Below are 16,090 nucleotides of genomic sequence, written 5' to 3'. Positions count from 1 at the left end.
ATTGTTTTCATATAATCGAAATTCTTGTGCGAAAGTTTTCAACTATTGATAAACAATTGTGTTAATTATTAATTGTTTTTAGTTTATAGTAAACTGGGAAATAAATCTAGACTTATTATTAAATTTATAAAAATTTAATAGTACTTTAATATTTAATGATTTTGTAGAATATGAATATTTGTAAATTTTATGCAAAAAGGGGTAATATAGTTATAAAGGAGTGATAAATATGTATAAAAATATTTTGTTTGGCATTGATACAGAAATGAAAAATCAAAAGGTTTTAGAACAAATTAATCACCTTGTCGGAGAAGGTTCTGAAGTTACATTACTTAATGTGGTCGCTGATAAAGACCTACAAGCTTCAGTTAGAATGGGTGTTCATTTAGATGAAATACAAGAAAAACGTCAAGAATCGATGAAGCATATCTTAGACTATTTTCATGAACACAACATTCAATATAAAATTGAATTTGCGAAAGGAAATCCTAAAACAGAATTAGTGCATAGAGCAAATAGTGGTGATTTTGATATTATTGTGTTAAGTAATAGAAAAGCAGAAGACACAGATAAAATGGTATTAGGTAGTGTCAGCCATAAAGTAGCTAAAAGAGCTAAAATTCCTGTATTAATTGTTAAATAGTAAGAGTATATTGATTTAAGTAATAGATTTCTTGAATCATCATGCATCGTTTCATAGAAAAAAGTCCTCGACTCATGTAAAATGAAAATAGAAGCATATTGGAGGAATGACTATGACTGATGGACAAAAGAAAGCGTTTCCGTATATCGTTGCAACGATTTCATTAGAAACTCAAGATGATATTGAAAAAACAGTGCAAGAACTCAATGCTCACAAAGATTCAATAGATATTGTTGAATTTAGAGCAGATACTTTAAAAAATACTTCAATTGAAAACATTAACGAAACATTAGAGCAATTTAAAAGTGCATATCATGATGCGCCAATTTTGTTCACTTATCGTTCAGTAGGACAAGGCGGTCATGGTGACTTTGATCATGAAACATATTACAAGATTATGCAAGATATTATATGTAACAAAAAAGCTGAATACGTCGATATTCAACTCGATACGTATGAAGATAATCTTATGAATTGTATTACAAAAGCTCAGCATCATGATGTTAAAATTATTATTTCACATCATGACTTTAAGTCGACGCCAGATGTTGAAGAAATGTTTGTCACATATGAGAAAATGGCAGAGTTAGGTGCGAATATTGGCAAGTTAGCCGTGATGCCACAAAATGAACGTCATTTATTATCGATGTTAAATGCTATGAATAGAGCTTATCATAAGTTGGATATTGATGTGATCGGTATCTCGATGGGTGAATTAGGTAAGATGACAAGAATTACTGGTGGTATGTTTGGATCTAAATTTACTTACGGTTTTGTTGGTAAAGAAGCAGCACCAGGTCAAATTCATGTTAAAGATATTAAAGAGCAGTTAGCTTTATATCAAAATTAATCACTGCATTATGCATAATAATTATGAAGCGAGTGTAGAAATCTTTTGAGACAATTTTAGATTTCTATCTCGCTTCTTTATTTTATGATACAATTGATAATAATTATCAATGAATTAGGAGTGTAAATAATGGAATTAAAGAAAGCGATTAAAGAAAGAAGAAGCGTCAAAAATTATGATTATGAAATGTATATAGACGAAGAAAAAGTATTTTCTTTAGTTGATTTAGCAACATACGCGCCGAACCATGGTATGAGAGAACCTTGGAGACTTGTGTATATTCATAAAAAACAAATTCCTGAATTTGCTGAAGAAGTTGCTGAATCGGCATTTGTTAATGATTCAGCTAAACAAGAAAAATATATTAATAAAGTTACTAAAGTTGGTGGCATGTTTGTCATATTGTCAAAACGAGACTCAAGACAAAAAGAAAACCTTGAAAATCAAATGGCAATCGGCGCATTTGTACAAAACTTAATGTTACTAATGCATGATGAGGGAATGGGCTCATGTTGGAAAACACCTGCATTTATCTTTAATCCATCATTTAGAAAAACAGTCGGCGCTCATGATGATGAAGATGTATGTGGATTTTTATATTTAACTGAAAAAGATTCAAGTGTTAAAGTGATGGAAAGAAAAAATAAATCATTAATTACTGAATGGTAAAAAGAAAACCCACAAATGAGTTCGTGAGCTCAATTGTGGGTTTTAATATGATTATTTTAAGTTCTCAGCTAAGAATGCTTTAACATCTTCTGGTGTTTTTGCATTTGCTGAATGTAAGTGTGCAAGTTTTTCGTTGTTTTTAAATACTAATAAACTTGGAATACCCATTACATCATTTTCAGTTGCTGCTTCAGGAACTTGGTCACGATTAATTTGATACCAATTGTATTGATTGTATTCATCAATAATTGGATCGATCCACTGATTCATTCTAGTGCAATCTGGGCACCAATCTGCGAAGAATTTAACGACAACTGGTTCATCACTTTGTGTAATCTCTTCAAATTCAGCATATTGACTTATTGTTCTCATATTTATTCTGCTCCTTAGAAATAATAATTATAAGGTAAGTATATCTTATTTCTAATATTTAAAAAAATATTTAACTCATTACTACATGTTCTGTACTAATATTGTTATAATGAAATTAAATAGACATATGGAGGTAAAGACATGATAAAATTTTATCAATATCCTAATTGTACAACTTGTAAAAAAGCAGCAAAGTTCTTAGAAATGAACGGTGCCAGTTTTGAACCGATTGATATTACTCAATTAACACCAACAGCTAAAGAATTAAAAGATATCATTGATGGGACAGACATCAATGTAAATCAATTATTTAATACTCGAGGCGCTAAATATCGCGAATTGGGATTAAAAGATAAAATGGATGATTTATCAGACAACGAAAAGTTTGATTTATTAGCATCTGATGGCATGTTAATTAAAAGACCTTTAGCCGTTTTAGGAAATAAAGTGACACTTGGTTTTAATGAAGACGAATATCGTCAAACTTGGTTATAAAAATAGTTGCTTGAATAATGGCTTTATGTCATGATTATAATTGAATTACATATAGGAGGGGATTACTTTGACAGTGCCTAGTGAGTTAAAATATTCAAAAGAACATGAATGGGTAAAAGTAGATGGAGATATCGTAACTATCGGTATTACTGATTTTGCTCAATCAGAATTAGGGGACATTGTGTTTGTTGAGTTGCCAGAAGAAGGTGACGAATTAACTAGTGGAGATTCATTCGGTAGTGTAGAATCTGTTAAAACAGTTTCTGAACTATATGCACCATTATCTGGTAAAGTCGTTGAAGTAAACGAAGAACTAGAAGACAGCCCTGAGTTTGTTAATGAATCATCATATGATAAAGCTTGGATGGTCAAAGTTGAACTATCTGATAAAGCTCAATTAGATGAATTATTAGATGCAGACGCTTATAGTGAAATGATAGGTGAATAACATAACATTAAACTCCACGATACTGATGTGTCATGGAGTTTTTTTGAAATATTTATTATGAAACTGAACAGCAATACTATCTCATTTGTAGAAGGTGATATTCATGGCGATGATTAAAAAGATTATAATCGTAGAAGGTATTTCTGATAAAAAACGAGTGGAAGAAGTATTAAATGATCATGTTCATATCATTTGTACCCATGGAACGATGGGTGTCGAAAAAATGGATGAGCTACTTGAAGAGATATATGGTTCTCAAGTATATGTCTTAGTAGATCAAGATAAAGAAGGTAAGAAAATTAGAAAATGGTTTAAGAAATATGCAAGTGAAAGTCAGCATATTTATATAGATTCTACATTTTCTGAAGTAGCGCGCTGTCCAAGACAATATTTAGCGAATGTGTTAAACTATCATGGATTTATTGTTAAGAATGATTTTGTATTGAAAGGGAAGTATCGTTACCATGAAACACACAGAAATATTGAACGATATATACAAGCATTTTGATAAAGATATCCATTTATTATTTGGATATACGCCAACATGTGGAACGTGCAAAATATCAGAACGCATGTTAGATATTGCAAACCAAGTGACACAATTACCTATTAATAAGTGTGACTTGAATTTTTACCCAGAATTCTGTAAAGAATTTGAAATCATGTCAGTACCCGTACTTTTTATCATGCATAAAGATCAAGTTATCCGTCGCATTTATGCCTTTCAGTCTGTTCCGTATATTGTAGAGAATATTCAAAAAGTTATTGACGATAAAAACTTATCATGATAGTATGAATTTAATTAAATACGTAATAACTCTTATCAAGAGTGGTGGAGGGATGTGCCCTTTGAAGCCCGGCAACCGTCATATAAATATGAAATGGTGCCAATTCACAAAAAGTGTTAACTTTTGGAGATGAGAGAAAGACAATTTTTGACGCCTTTCTCTTATTTTAAAGAGTGAGGCGTTTTTAATTTAGAGATTAGGAGGCAGCAGATTTGATCGAATTAAATAAAGTTGTTAAAACTTTCAAAACAAAAAAAGGTAACATAACAGCTGTTGACCATGTTGACTTAAACATAGATAAAGGAAGTATATATGGTGTAATTGGTTTTTCTGGTGCAGGTAAAAGTACGCTTATACGTATGTTTAATGGCCTAGAAACACCAACTGAGGGAGAAGTAATTGTAGACGGTGCGAATATCGGTCAATTATCAAAGCAAGACCTCAGATTAAAAAGACAAAAAGTAAGCATGATTTTCCAACATTTCAACTTACTTTGGTCTAGAACAGTTAAAGATAACATCGCATTTCCATTAGAAATCGCTGGTGTATCTAAAAGTGAAATTAATGAGAGAACAAAGGCACTCATTAAAAGAGTTGGATTAGAAGGACGCGAGAATGCATATCCTTCACAATTATCAGGAGGGCAAAAACAAAGAGTTGGTATTGCCCGTGCACTAGCTAATGATCCACATGTCTTATTATGTGACGAAGCAACAAGTGCACTCGATCCGCAAACTACTGATGAAATATTAGATTTATTAGTAGATATTAATAAAGAACTGGATTTAACTATCATATTAATCACACATGAAATGCATGTCATTAGAAAAATTTGTGACCACGTAGCAGTCATGGAGAACGGTAAGTTTGTTGAAGAGGGAGAAGTTATTAACGTATTTAATAACCCTCAAACTTATGTTACACAACGATTCGTTAAAGATGATCTTAAAGCAGATGATTTACAAAGAACTTTACATGACTTTAAGAAAGAACAATCAAATGGTGAAATTTGGAAATTAAACTTCGTTGGTGGAACAAGTTCTGATCCAGTGTTAGCGAAAATTATAAAAACTTATAATATCGATATTAACGTTATCGAAGGTGACGTTAAATTAACTCAAAATGGTACATTTGGACATATGATCGTTCATTTACCTCAAGGAGATTATTCTAAAGAAGCAATTAAGCAAGAATTGAATAATCTAGGCGTGAAAGTAGAGGTGAACGTAGGTGAATAAATCATTTGGAGATATCATAACAGAAATGGTCACGATGCCTAACGTACGATGGGATGCTGTATGGGAAGCATTGTATGAAACGTTATATATGACGATTATTTCTACAGTATTTACTTTAGTATTTGGATTAATCTTAGGAACTTTACTATTTTTAACATCAAGAGGAACATCTAAAAGTTCACGTGTATTCTATTCAATCGTTTCATTTGTTGTGAACCTATTTAGAGCTATTCCATTTATCATTTTAATATTATTATTACTACCTTTTACGGACATCTTACTAGGTACAATTAGTGGACCTAAAGGCGCTTTACCAGCATTGATTATTGGTGCATCACCATTTTATGCGCGACTTGTTGAAATCGGCATGAAAGAAATTGATAAAGGTGTTATTGAAGCGGCAGTTTCAATGGGTGCTACTACTTGGACAGTCGTTCGAAAAGTATTAATAAAAGAATCATTACCTGCTTTAGTATCGGGAATCACAGTTACAGCTATTGCTTTAGTTGGATCAACTGCTATAGCCGGTGTAATTGGTGCAGGGGGGTTAGGTAACTTAGCTTACCTAACTGGATTTACACGAAATCAAAATGACGTCATTTTAATTTCAACAATCTTTATTTTAATTATTGTTTTTGTCATCCAATTTATTGGAGATTTAATTGTAAAAAGAATTGATAAACGTTAAGGAGTGTTTTTTATGAAAAAAGTATTTGGGTTATTATTTATTTCAATTTTAACAGTCGTACTAGTAGCATGTGGTGGCGGTAGTGGCGACAAGAAAGAAAAGAACGAAACAATTAAAATTGGTGCATCACCAGCACCTCATGCTGAAATTTTAGAAGAAGCTAAACCACTTCTTAAAAAAGAAGGTTATGACTTAGAAATCAAGACAATCAATGATTACACAACACCTAACAAATTATTAGATAAAGGTGAACTTGATGCTAACTTCTTCCAACATACACCATACTTAAAAACTGAATCAAAAGAAAAAGGATATAAAATTGAATCAGCAGGTAACGTACATTTAGAGCCAATGGCAGTTTACTCTAAGAAATATAAAAAATTATCTGACTTACCAAAAAATGCAACAGTTTATGTTTCAAACAATCCAGCTGAAGAAGGTAGATTCTTATCATTCTTCGTTAAAGAAGGACTAATCAAAATTAAAGATGGCGTTAAACCAGTTGACGCAACATTTGATGATATTGTAGAAAACAAGAAAAATATTAAATTCAACAATAAACAATCAGCAGAATTTTTACCTAAATCTTATCAAGCAGACGAAGGTGACGCTACAATCATCAACTCTAACTTTGCAATCGAACAAGGATTAAATCCACTTAAAGATTCAATTGCAGTAGAAGGAAAAGATTCACCATATGCAAACTTAATTGCAGTTCAAAAAGGTCATAAAGACGACAAACAAATTAAAGCTTTAATGAAAGTCTTACAATCTAAAGAAATTAAAGACTTCATCAACAAGAAATACGACGGAGCTGTAATCGCAGCTAAGTAATAAGTTTGAAAAAACATCTAGCCATAAGGTTAGATGTTTTTTGTATAATGACTCATCTTTGAACATTATGTTTGTGTATGCTTTCATTTATAGATAAAATTTATTTAATTAAATGAAAAGGTGGTAAATTATGAAGATTATATTAGTTGGTGCTAATGGTACTATTGGTTCAGCAGTGGCAGAAGAGCTTGCGTCAAATGGACATGAAGTTGTGAAAGTTGGACGTAATTCAGGTGACTATCAAATGGATATGTCGAATGTAGAAGATATTAAGTTAATGTTTGAACAAATTCAAAATGTAGATGCAGTTGTTTCTACTGCAGGTGCAGCGAATTTTGATGATTTATCTGACTTAACACCTGAATCAAATGAAGTTGCAGTTACAAGTAAATTACTTGGACAAATCAACTTAGTACTGATCGGACAACATTATATTAATGATGGTGGAAGTTTCACATTAACAACTGGTGTTATTATGGACGAACCAATCAAAGGTGGCGTTTCATCAGCAATGGCTGGTGGTGGTATTCAAGCATTTGTGAAATCAGCTGCATATGAATTAAAACGTGATTTAAGAATTAATAATGTAAGTCCAAATGTAATTGAAGAAGCACTCGAAGATTATGGTGATTTCTTTAAAGGTTATCAAGCAGTCCCAGCTAAAAAAGCCGCTAAAGCATACTTGAAAAGTGTAGAAGGTATTCATTCCGGACAAACATACCGAATTTATGAATAATATTTTATAAAAAGCAGTCGTTCTCCCTTGGTAAATGGAGAGTCGACTGCTTTTTGTTTTGATAAGGATGAAAATATGGGGGAAGCTGCACGAAGACTGGTAGATATCGTGCGCAAGGGTATAAAATTAGGACCAACTGCACGAAGACTGGTAGATATCGTGCGCAAGGGTACGAAAATAGGGCAAAACGCACGAAGACTGAGAGATATCGTGCGAAAGGGGTAAAAATAAAGCCGAACTGCACGAAGACTGGTAAATATCGTGAGATAATCAAAACTTAAATATATCCGTTAAAGAAATAAATAATCAGCATAAATACCGCAATGGCATATAATATGATACCGACAAATCTGTAATTCCTAACGTTGAATGTAGCGATTGTAATAATAGTAGCAGCAGTTAATAATGTGTTTAAGAGACTACTCAAATTAATAACATTGACTAAATTTAATAAAAGTATAAATGCGCATATTGCACTTATAACGAATGCAAATTGTTCATAGCGTTTCATGTAATTTTCCTTTCATAAACTGCATATTTATTTATCATCATTATAGTATATATTGGATAGAAAGGCATTCGGAAGACGTTGAAATAGAATATTTATAAATTGAGAATTAATTGAAATGATTATCATTTGAAAAACATTTCAGAAAAATACTTTATATGAACAGTTTCTTCTATATAAATAAAGCGAAAATGTTTATTTGCCCGTGTAACTACGTTATAATATTAAGGGTAAAGATTCACAGCAAACTTTGACGTTACATTAAAATTATTATAAACTAGAAAAGATAATGTAGGGTTATCTTTTTTAAATGTGAATAAATTCTCTGGAGGGAAAAATAATATGGCATCAATATTAGAAATCAAAGATTTACACGTAGAAATCGAAGGTAAGAAAATTCTTAAAGGTGTAGATTTAACTATCAAACAAGGCGAAATCCACGCAATCATGGGACCTAACGGTACTGGTAAATCAACTTTATCATCAGCAATCATGGGCCATCCTAGTTATGAAGTAACACAAGGTGAAGTTCTTCTTGATGGTGAAAATGTATTAGAAATGGAAGTTGACGAGCGTGCACAAGCTGGTTTATTCCTAGCTATGCAATACCCATCAGAAATTTCTGGTGTAACAAATGCTGATTTCTTACGTTCTGCAATTAACGCTAAACGTGAAGAAGGCGACGAAATTAACTTAATGCAATTCATTAAGCAATTAGATAAACAAATGGATCTATTAGAAATGGACCAAGATATGGCTCAAAGATACCTAAATGAAGGTTTCTCTGGCGGTGAGAAGAAACGTAACGAAATTCTTCAATTAATGATGTTAGAACCTAAATTTGCAATTTTAGATGAAATTGACTCAGGTTTAGATATTGACGCATTAAAAGTTGTATCAAAAGGTATTAACAAAATGCGTGGAGAAGACTTTGGTTGTTTAATTATTACTCACTATCAAAGATTATTAAACTATATTACGCCTGACTTTGTACACGTTATGATGCAAGGTAGAGTTGTTAAATCAGGTGGCGAAGAATTAGCAAAACGTCTTGAAGAAGAAGGTTACGAGTGGATTAAAGAAGAACTTAATATTGAAGACGAAACAATTAACGCTGAATAATATATGATCATGATAGTCAAGTAGGAGGAGTATAAATGGCAACTGAAACAAAGTTAAATATTAACGTTGAAGACTTAGTTAATTATTCAGCATCTCAAAATGAACCACAATGGATGACTGATTTAAGAAAAGAAAGTTTTCAAAAATTAGATACATTAGAAATGCCTAAACCAGACAAAACAAAAATTGACAGATGGGATTTTGATTCATTCAAAACACATGCTGTTACAAGTGAAACATTTGATACTATCGACAATTTACCAGAATCAGTTCGTAAAATTATCGATACTGAAAATGCTACAAACTTAATTGTTCAACATAATAATACACCTGCTTTTACTAAAGTAGATGAAAAATTAGTCGAACAAGGCGTTGTTATTAAAGATTTAAAAACAGCTTTAATTGAAAATAGTGAATTAGTACAAAAATACTTCATGACTGACGCAGTTAAAGTTGATGAACATAGATTAACAGCTTTACACGCAGCATTAGTTAACGGTGGTGTATTTGTATATGTACCTAAAAATGTTGTTGTAGAAGATCCTGTTCAATACGTTGTATTACATGATGATAGTGATGCAAGTTTCTTCAACCATGCGATTATCGTAACTGAAGAAAGTGCAGAATTAACATACGTTGAAAACTATTTATCTACAGTATCTTCAAACGAAGGTCAATTAAACATCGTTTCTGAAGTAATTGCTGGTGCAAACTCAAACATTACTTATGGTACAGTTGATTTCATGGATAAAGGCTTTACTGGTCACATTATCCGTCGTGGTACAGCAGCAGCTGATGCTACAATTGATTGGGCTTTAGGTTTAATGAATGATGGTAGTACAATTAACGACAACACGACTTATTTAATGGGTGATCGTTCAAACTGTAACTTAAAAACAGTCGTAGTTGGTCGTGGAGAACAAAAACAAAACTTTACAACACAAATTATTCAATATGGTAAAGAATCTAATGGCCATATATTGAAACATGGTGTTATGAAAGATAGTTCTTCTTCAATCTTTAATGGTATTGGTTATATCAAACACGGTGGTACGAAAGCAGATGCTCAACAAGAATCTCGTGTTCTTATGTTATCTGAAAAAGCACGTGGAGATGCAAACCCAATCTTATTAATTGATGAAGATGATGTAACAGCAGGACACGCAGCTTCAGTAGGTAGAGTAGATCCAACTCAACTTTATTACTTAATGAGTAGAGGTATTTCTCGTGAAGAAGCAGAACGTTTAGTTATTCACGGTTTCCTTGATCCAGTTGTATCTGCATTGCCAATCGAAGACGTTAAACGTCAATTACGTGAAGTTATTGAATTAAAAGTAACAACACAAATATAAAAAAGGCACAGAAAGGTCTGATAATGTGGCCGAATCAACATTTAATGTAGAAAAAATTATAAAAGATTTTCCGATATTAGAACAACAAGTTAACGGTAGTAGACTCGTGTATTTAGATTCATCAGCCACAAGTCAAACACCTACTCAAGTCACTGATAGCATTGTAGATTACTATAACCGTTATAATTCTAATGTTCACCGAGGTGTGCATACACTTGGTACACTTGCTACGGATGCTTATGAAAAAGCACGAGAAACTGTTAGAAGATTTATAAATGCACAATATTTTGAAGAAGTTGTGTTCACAAGAGGAACTACAACTGCAATCAACTTAGTGGCGCATAGTTACGGTGATGCAAATATTTCTGAAGATGATGAAATTGTCGTCACACAAATGGAACATCATGCGAATATCGTGCCATGGCAACAACTTGCTAAAAGAACAGGTGCTAAACTTAAATTTATTCCAATGTCAGAAAGTGGCGAACTTGAAAGAGACGCAATCGAAAGTACGATAAATGATCGAACTAAAATTGTCGCAGTCGCTCATGTGTCTAACGTATTAGGTACAATCAATGATGTTAAATATATTGCAGAAGTCGCACATCGTCATAATGCTGTTATTGCAGTAGATGGTGCGCAGTCAGCACCACATATGAAAGTGGATGTTCAAGATTTAGATGTAGACTTCTTTAGCTTTAGTGGTCATAAAATGTTAGGCCCTACTGGTATAGGTGTCTTATATGGTAAACGTGATTTATTAGATAAGATGGAACCAATCGAATTTGGTGGAGATATGATTGATTTTGTTGGATTAGAAGATGCAACATGGACAGACTTACCAACGAAATTCGAAGCTGGTACACCGCTTATTGCAGAAGCAATTGCTTTAGCTGAAGCGATTAAATATATTGATGCTATCGGTTTAGATAACATTCATCAACATGAGTATGATCTTGTGAATTATGCTTACAATGAAATGTCTAAAATTGATGGACTTGAAATATATGGACCTACACCTGAAAAAAGAGCTGGATTAATTACATTTAATGTAGAAGGTGTTCACCCACATGATTTAGCAACAGCATTAGATTCTGAAGGCGTAGCTGTAAGAGCAGGTCACCACTGTGCACAACCATTAATGAAATGGTTAAACCAATCTTCAACAGCAAGAGCAAGTTTCTATATTTATAATACTACTGAAGATGTTGACCAACTCATTCAGGCACTAAATGGCGCGAAGGAGTTTTTCTCTTATGAATTTTAACAATTTAGATCAACTATACCGTTCTGTCATTATGGATCACTATAAGAATCCTCGTAATAAAGGCGTTCTTGAAGATGGCTCTCTAACAATAGATATGAACAATCCGACATGTGGAGATCGCATCCGCTTAACATTAGATGTAGAAGATAATGTTATTAAAGATGCTAAGTTTGAAGGTGAAGGTTGCTCTATTTCAATGTCTAGCGCATCTATGATGACTGAAGCGGTTAAAGGTCATACAATTGAAGAAGCATTAGAAATGAGTCAAGAATTCTCAAACATGATGCTTGGTGAATCCTACGAAATTACAGAAGAAATGGGAGATATAGAAGCACTATCAGGTGTATCTAAATTCCCAGCAAGAATCAAATGCGCTACTTTAGCATGGAAAGCATTTGAAAAAGGAACAAAAGAGCAAAATAACGCGTAACTTTTGAAAAATGGGCGAACGCTATTATAAAAGAGGAGTGAAGAAAATGGCTAAAAAATCACCAGAAGTTGGAGATTATAAATATGGCTTCCATGATGAAGACGTTTCTATTTTCCGTTCAGGTAGAGGTTTAACAGAAGAAATCGTTAAAAAAATATCTGAAATGAAAGACGAACCACAATGGATGCTTGATTTTCGTTTGAAATCATTAAAACAATTTTACAAAATGCCAATGCCAATGTGGGGTGGCGATTTAACAGAGTTAAACTTTGATGAAATCACATACTACGTTAAACCATCAGAACGTTCAGAGCGTTCATGGGATGAAGTACCAGAAGAAATCAAAAATACTTTCGATAAATTAGGTATTCCTGAAGCAGAGCAAAAATATCTTGCAGGTGTATCTGCGCAATATGAATCAGAAGTTGTTTACCATAACATGGAACAAGACTTAGAAGAACAAGGTATTATCTTCAAAGATACTGATTCAGCATTACGTGAAAATGAAGAATTATTCAAAGAATATTTCGCAAGTGTTATTCCAGCTGCAGATAATAAATTCTCAGCATTAAACTCAGCAGTTTGGTCTGGTGGATCATTCATTTACGTACCAAAAGGCGTAAAATTAGAAACACCACTTCAAGCTTACTTCAGAATTAACTCTGAAAACATGGGTCAATTTGAAAGAACATTAATTATTGCTGATGAAGGTTCTTCAGTACACTATGTAGAAGGTTGTACAGCACCTGTTTATACGACTAATTCATTACACTCAGCTGTAGTTGAAATTATCGTTAAGAAAGATGCATACTGCCGTTATACAACAATCCAAAACTGGGCTAACAATGTTTATAACTTAGTTACAAAACGTACTTTCGTATATGAGAATGGTACGATGGAATGGATTGATGGTAACTTAGGATCTAAGTTAACAATGAAATACCCATCTTGTTTCTTACTTGAAGAAGGCGCTAGAGGTATGACTTTATCTATCGCACTTGCAGGTAAAGGACAAGTTCAAGACGCTGGTGCAAAAATGATTCATAAAGCACCAAATACGTCATCAACAATTGTTTCTAAATCAATTTCTAAAAATGGCGGTAAAGTTGTTTACCGTGGTCAAGTACACTTCGGACGTAAAGCAACTGGCGCACGTTCAAACATTGAATGTGACACATTAATTATGGATAACGAATCTACATCAGATACAATTCCTTACAATGAAATCATGAACGATAACATTTCATTAGAACACGAAGCGAAAGTTTCTAAAGTATCTGAAGAACAATTATTCTACCTAATGAGCCGTGGTATTTCAGAAGAAGAAGCAACTGAAATGATCGTAATGGGCTTCATCGAACCATTTACAAAAGAATTACCAATGGAATACGCAGTAGAAATGAACCGTCTAATCAAATTCGAAATGGAAGGTTCAATTGGATAATATCAATTAAACTGTGTAAGACAATATTTATAGATAAAATAACCCTGTATAAGTTCTTGGTCATAAGAACTTATACAGGTTTTTTCTATTTCTTAATCTATTTTAGATAATGTGTTTATAAAGTAATCTACGATTTTGTTCGTGCATGCTTGCCTAGGGTATGGTTCGGGCCTGTAGTCTCTCACGCATACTATTCCCTCAGGCGTCAGCACTTAACAAAATCGATGCGAGATATTTAGATATAGAAAATATATACCGTTTTATGTTTTTATGGTATTATTTTTACAAATTAAGGAAATATAAAATAAAGTCTAACTAGGTTATCATAATGAGGTGGTCAACGTTGAATAACTTAAAAGAAATTTTTAAAAATATAACAATGTTAGAAATTATATGCTTTATACCATTTATGTTTTTGTTTTCGTATTTACCTAATTCGAATATGATATGTATAATTTTTAATATAGTTATAGTCATTTTTTGTTGCTTAGGTGCTTCACATTTATTTTGTTTAATCAATGATTATAAAAAGAATAAAGCTAACAAGTAATATGATAATAGAAAAGAAGTGAATTTTGGATTTATAATACTACCAGATAAAGAAAGACCCGTAGAATTTCTACGGGGTTTTCCTATTCCTTAATCTATTTTAGATAATGTAACGGATGATGTTCTATTTCTTAAGTCTACTTCGATTTCTTCAAGGCTTCTACCTCTTGTTTCTGGTAAGTATTTGATGACAAATATCATTGCGAGTATACCGATAACTGCAAAGATTAGAAATACTTGTTCGATTCCCATCACTGATGTGAGTAGTGGGAAGAATTGTGCAACTAATAAACTGCCTATTGATAAGGATAATGTCGCGATACCTGTTGCTGCGCCTCTTGCTCTCATTGGGAATAGTTCTGGTAACATGATCCATAAGATTGGTCCCCAAGTGAATGCGAAGAAGACAATGAATAATGTTAAACATGCGACAATAATCCATGCACCGACTGTTGAGTGTAATCCGATTGTCCATACGAGTGTTGCCATAATAAGTAATGAGCAAACCATGCCGATATTACCTGTAATAAGTAGTTTTTTACGGTCAATTTTATCCATTATATATATTGCAAATATCGTTACAATTACATTGACTGATCCGATGCCGACTGTTCCAAGAATAGCTGTTGCATCTCCTAAACCTGCTTTACTAAAGATTGTTGGTGCATAGTAAATGATGGCATTAATACCGATGATTTGTTGGAGTAGTGCAAATATACAGCCTATAACAAGTACGGGTCTTAGCCAAACAGATTTTAAGACTGTCCATGTACTTTCTGATATATGAATGATTTCTTTCATTTCGTCAATTTCTTTATCAATTTCTGATTGTTTTCTTGTAATGGCCATAACTTTTCTAGCGGCTTTTTCACTTTTATGTTCAAGTAACCATCTAGGGCTCTCTGGCATAAAGTAAACACCGATCATTAAGATGACAGAAGGGACAACTGCTAATCCAACCATCCATCTCCAAGCCTCCATATCTGCAAAAGCATAGTTAACTAAATATGAAGCGAGAATCCCGATAGTAATCATCAGTTGGTTTAATGAACTTAAAGAACCTCTTGTGTCAGTAGGTGCCATTTCTGATAAATAGACAGGCACGATTGCAGTAGAGCCTCCGACTGCTAATCCGATTATAAATCTACCTATGACTAGGATAACCATTGATTGTGCTAATGATAGAATTAATGCGCCCACGATAAAGACAATCGCAATAACAAATACGAGCTTTCTTCGTCCAAGTTTATCCGATAGTGGTCCACTGAATCCTGAACCAAATATTGCACCGACTAACATTGAACTCACGACTAAACCTTCAGTGAAACTTGTGAGTGGTATATCATTTTTTATAAAAAGCAACGCGCCAGATATAACACCCGTGTCATACCCGTAAAGCAATCCTCCTAGAGCACCTAGGAAGAAAATTAACTTCGTTCTATAATTGCTTGCTTCCATTTTATTACCCCCATGTAATTTTAATAACGCCATCAGAAACTTTAGTTAAAATAAAATTTTGAGGTTCGTTGATGATATTTAATTATTTAAGATAACTAAAAAAGTTGTAATTACTCTTTGAATCTGATTTAATTATTAATGTAAGCCTTTTCAAATAGAAAATCAAGTAAAATACGAATAAAAATATTTATTTTAGTTA

General features: G+C 32.8%; 20 protein-coding genes and 1 riboswitch. Of the genes, 17 read left to right on the top strand and 3 right to left on the bottom strand.

Annotated elements, in window-relative coordinates; all coding sequences use genetic code 11:
* Positions 1 to 229 precede the first annotated feature (229 nt).
* The 3 genes from MHH94_RS10955 (at position 230) to MHH94_RS10945 (ending at position 2,162) form a co-directional block, all read left to right on the top strand.
* Positions 230 to 643 carry a universal stress protein gene (locus tag MHH94_RS10955; RefSeq protein WP_048540223.1) on the top strand — a complete coding sequence of 138 codons (414 nt, stop codon included), beginning with the start codon at positions 230 to 232 and terminating at the stop codon, positions 641 to 643.
* 112 nt (positions 644 to 755) lie between these two features.
* Positions 756 to 1,493, top strand: coding sequence for a type I 3-dehydroquinate dehydratase (gene aroD / locus MHH94_RS10950; protein WP_058591564.1), 738 nt, complete (start codon positions 756 to 758; stop codon positions 1,491 to 1,493).
* Positions 1,494 to 1,622: 129 nt separating this feature from the next.
* Positions 1,623 to 2,162 (top strand): nitroreductase family protein, encoded by a 540-nt coding sequence (locus MHH94_RS10945; RefSeq protein WP_325888793.1) that lies wholly within the window; start codon positions 1,623 to 1,625, stop codon positions 2,160 to 2,162.
* A gap of 51 nt (positions 2,163 to 2,213) precedes the next feature.
* Here the strand turns inward: MHH94_RS10945 and MHH94_RS10940 are convergent, their stop codons facing one another.
* Entirely contained in the window at positions 2,214 to 2,534 is a 321-nt protein-coding gene (locus tag MHH94_RS10940; RefSeq protein ID WP_037588811.1) for a thioredoxin family protein, read from the bottom strand.
* Between the two features lie 141 nt (positions 2,535 to 2,675).
* Between MHH94_RS10940 and MHH94_RS10935 the strand changes: the two genes are divergently transcribed.
* The 8 genes from MHH94_RS10935 to MHH94_RS10900 all read left to right on the top strand — a co-directional run bounded on the left by MHH94_RS10935 (position 2,676) and on the right by MHH94_RS10900 (position 7,761).
* Positions 2,676 to 3,029: an arsenate reductase family protein gene (locus MHH94_RS10935; protein ID WP_048540217.1), complete on the top strand. Its 354-nt coding sequence runs from the start codon at positions 2,676 to 2,678 to the stop codon at positions 3,027 to 3,029.
* 67 nt (positions 3,030 to 3,096) lie between these two features.
* On the top strand, positions 3,097 to 3,477 hold the full coding sequence (gcvH, locus tag MHH94_RS10930; protein WP_025904367.1) for a glycine cleavage system protein GcvH: 381 nt from the start codon (positions 3,097 to 3,099) through the stop codon (positions 3,475 to 3,477).
* 103 nt (positions 3,478 to 3,580) lie between these two features.
* On the top strand, positions 3,581 to 3,985 hold the full coding sequence (locus MHH94_RS10925) for a toprim domain-containing protein (protein WP_025904368.1): 405 nt from the start codon (positions 3,581 to 3,583) through the stop codon (positions 3,983 to 3,985).
* Positions 3,942 to 4,265 (top strand): thioredoxin family protein, encoded by a 324-nt coding sequence (locus MHH94_RS10920; protein ID WP_048540213.1) that lies wholly within the window; start codon positions 3,942 to 3,944, stop codon positions 4,263 to 4,265. Before MHH94_RS10925 ends, MHH94_RS10920 begins: the two co-directional genes overlap by 44 nt.
* A gap of 29 nt (positions 4,266 to 4,294) precedes the next feature.
* Positions 4,295 to 4,401, top strand: a riboswitch (SAM riboswitch).
* 76 nt (positions 4,402 to 4,477) lie between these two features.
* On the top strand, positions 4,478 to 5,503 hold the full coding sequence (locus MHH94_RS10915) for a methionine ABC transporter ATP-binding protein (RefSeq protein WP_058591562.1): 1,026 nt from the start codon (positions 4,478 to 4,480) through the stop codon (positions 5,501 to 5,503).
* The gene (locus MHH94_RS10910; RefSeq protein ID WP_025904371.1) at positions 5,496 to 6,191 is read left to right on the top strand and encodes a methionine ABC transporter permease; all 696 of its coding nucleotides are present in this window, start codon (positions 5,496 to 5,498) and stop codon (positions 6,189 to 6,191) included. Before MHH94_RS10915 ends, MHH94_RS10910 begins: the two co-directional genes overlap by 8 nt.
* 12 nt (positions 6,192 to 6,203) lie before the next feature.
* Positions 6,204 to 7,025: a MetQ/NlpA family ABC transporter substrate-binding protein gene (locus tag MHH94_RS10905; protein WP_048540210.1), complete on the top strand. Its 822-nt coding sequence runs from the start codon at positions 6,204 to 6,206 to the stop codon at positions 7,023 to 7,025.
* 130 nt (positions 7,026 to 7,155) lie between these two features.
* On the top strand, positions 7,156 to 7,761 hold the full coding sequence (locus MHH94_RS10900) for a short chain dehydrogenase (protein ID WP_058591561.1): 606 nt from the start codon (positions 7,156 to 7,158) through the stop codon (positions 7,759 to 7,761).
* 277 nt (positions 7,762 to 8,038) lie between these two features.
* On the opposite strand, the gene MHH94_RS10895 is transcribed toward MHH94_RS10900, so the two are convergent.
* A complete protein-coding gene (locus tag MHH94_RS10895; RefSeq protein WP_048540205.1) occupies positions 8,039 to 8,272 on the bottom strand; it encodes a hypothetical protein in 234 nt (77 codons plus the stop codon).
* A 339-nt stretch (positions 8,273 to 8,611) separates the two neighbouring features.
* Here MHH94_RS10895 and sufC point away from each other — a divergent pair, with 339 nt between their 5' ends.
* The 6 genes from sufC (at position 8,612) to MHH94_RS10865 (ending at position 14,434) form a co-directional block, all read left to right on the top strand.
* Positions 8,612 to 9,391 carry a Fe-S cluster assembly ATPase SufC gene (gene sufC / locus MHH94_RS10890; protein WP_048540204.1) on the top strand — a complete coding sequence of 260 codons (780 nt, stop codon included), beginning with the start codon at positions 8,612 to 8,614 and terminating at the stop codon, positions 9,389 to 9,391.
* A 35-nt stretch (positions 9,392 to 9,426) separates the two neighbouring features.
* The gene (gene sufD, locus MHH94_RS10885; RefSeq protein ID WP_058591560.1) at positions 9,427 to 10,743 is read left to right on the top strand and encodes a Fe-S cluster assembly protein SufD; all 1,317 of its coding nucleotides are present in this window, start codon (positions 9,427 to 9,429) and stop codon (positions 10,741 to 10,743) included.
* A 25-nt stretch (positions 10,744 to 10,768) separates the two neighbouring features.
* The gene (locus MHH94_RS10880; RefSeq protein ID WP_078355570.1) at positions 10,769 to 12,010 is read left to right on the top strand and encodes a cysteine desulfurase; all 1,242 of its coding nucleotides are present in this window, start codon (positions 10,769 to 10,771) and stop codon (positions 12,008 to 12,010) included.
* Complete coding sequence (gene sufU / locus MHH94_RS10875) at positions 12,000 to 12,440, top strand: Fe-S cluster assembly sulfur transfer protein SufU (RefSeq protein WP_048540200.1); 441 nt, start codon at positions 12,000 to 12,002, stop codon at positions 12,438 to 12,440. Before MHH94_RS10880 ends, sufU begins: the two co-directional genes overlap by 11 nt.
* 46 nt (positions 12,441 to 12,486) lie before the next feature.
* Positions 12,487 to 13,884, top strand: coding sequence for a Fe-S cluster assembly protein SufB (sufB, locus tag MHH94_RS10870; protein ID WP_025904379.1), 1,398 nt, complete (start codon positions 12,487 to 12,489; stop codon positions 13,882 to 13,884).
* Positions 13,885 to 14,212: 328 nt separating this feature from the next.
* Positions 14,213 to 14,434: a DUF6007 family protein gene (locus tag MHH94_RS10865; protein WP_106417307.1), complete on the top strand. Its 222-nt coding sequence runs from the start codon at positions 14,213 to 14,215 to the stop codon at positions 14,432 to 14,434.
* Between the two features lie 89 nt (positions 14,435 to 14,523).
* Here MHH94_RS10865 and MHH94_RS10860 read toward each other — a convergent pair whose 3' ends face one another.
* Positions 14,524 to 15,891 (bottom strand): glucose transporter GlcP, encoded by a 1,368-nt coding sequence (locus tag MHH94_RS10860; protein WP_048540197.1) that lies wholly within the window; start codon positions 15,889 to 15,891, stop codon positions 14,524 to 14,526.
* Positions 15,892 to 16,090 lie beyond the last annotated feature (199 nt).

Origin of the sequence: Mammaliicoccus sp. FSL K6-3158 (assembly GCF_038005105.1) — a bacterium.
Lineage (GTDB): Bacteria > Bacillota > Bacilli > Staphylococcales > Staphylococcaceae > Mammaliicoccus > Mammaliicoccus sciuri.
This window is presented reverse-complemented; position numbering and strand designations above follow the sequence as displayed.

Coding starts and splice junctions, on each gene's coding strand:
- MHH94_RS10955 (WP_048540223.1), top strand. CDS start 230: ATGTATAAAAATATTTTGTTTGGCATTGATACAGAAATGAAAAATCAA.
- aroD (WP_058591564.1), top strand. CDS start 756: ATGACTGATGGACAAAAGAAAGCGTTTCCGTATATCGTTGCAACGATT.
- MHH94_RS10945 (WP_325888793.1), top strand. CDS start 1,623: ATGGAATTAAAGAAAGCGATTAAAGAAAGAAGAAGCGTCAAAAATTAT.
- MHH94_RS10940 (WP_037588811.1), bottom strand. CDS start 2,534: ATGAGAACAATAAGTCAATATGCTGAATTTGAAGAGATTACACAAAGT.
- MHH94_RS10935 (WP_048540217.1), top strand. CDS start 2,676: ATGATAAAATTTTATCAATATCCTAATTGTACAACTTGTAAAAAAGCA.
- MHH94_RS10925 (WP_025904368.1), top strand. CDS start 3,581: ATGGCGATGATTAAAAAGATTATAATCGTAGAAGGTATTTCTGATAAA.
- MHH94_RS10920 (WP_048540213.1), top strand. CDS start 3,942: ATGAAACACACAGAAATATTGAACGATATATACAAGCATTTTGATAAA.
- MHH94_RS10905 (WP_048540210.1), top strand. CDS start 6,204: ATGAAAAAAGTATTTGGGTTATTATTTATTTCAATTTTAACAGTCGTA.
- MHH94_RS10900 (WP_058591561.1), top strand. CDS start 7,156: ATGAAGATTATATTAGTTGGTGCTAATGGTACTATTGGTTCAGCAGTG.
- MHH94_RS10895 (WP_048540205.1), bottom strand. CDS start 8,272: ATGAAACGCTATGAACAATTTGCATTCGTTATAAGTGCAATATGCGCA.
- sufC (WP_048540204.1), top strand. CDS start 8,612: ATGGCATCAATATTAGAAATCAAAGATTTACACGTAGAAATCGAAGGT.
- sufD (WP_058591560.1), top strand. CDS start 9,427: ATGGCAACTGAAACAAAGTTAAATATTAACGTTGAAGACTTAGTTAAT.
- sufU (WP_048540200.1), top strand. CDS start 12,000: ATGAATTTTAACAATTTAGATCAACTATACCGTTCTGTCATTATGGAT.
- sufB (WP_025904379.1), top strand. CDS start 12,487: ATGGCTAAAAAATCACCAGAAGTTGGAGATTATAAATATGGCTTCCAT.
- MHH94_RS10865 (WP_106417307.1), top strand. CDS start 14,213: ATGAGGTGGTCAACGTTGAATAACTTAAAAGAAATTTTTAAAAATATA.
- MHH94_RS10860 (WP_048540197.1), bottom strand. CDS start 15,891: ATGGAAGCAAGCAATTATAGAACGAAGTTAATTTTCTTCCTAGGTGCT.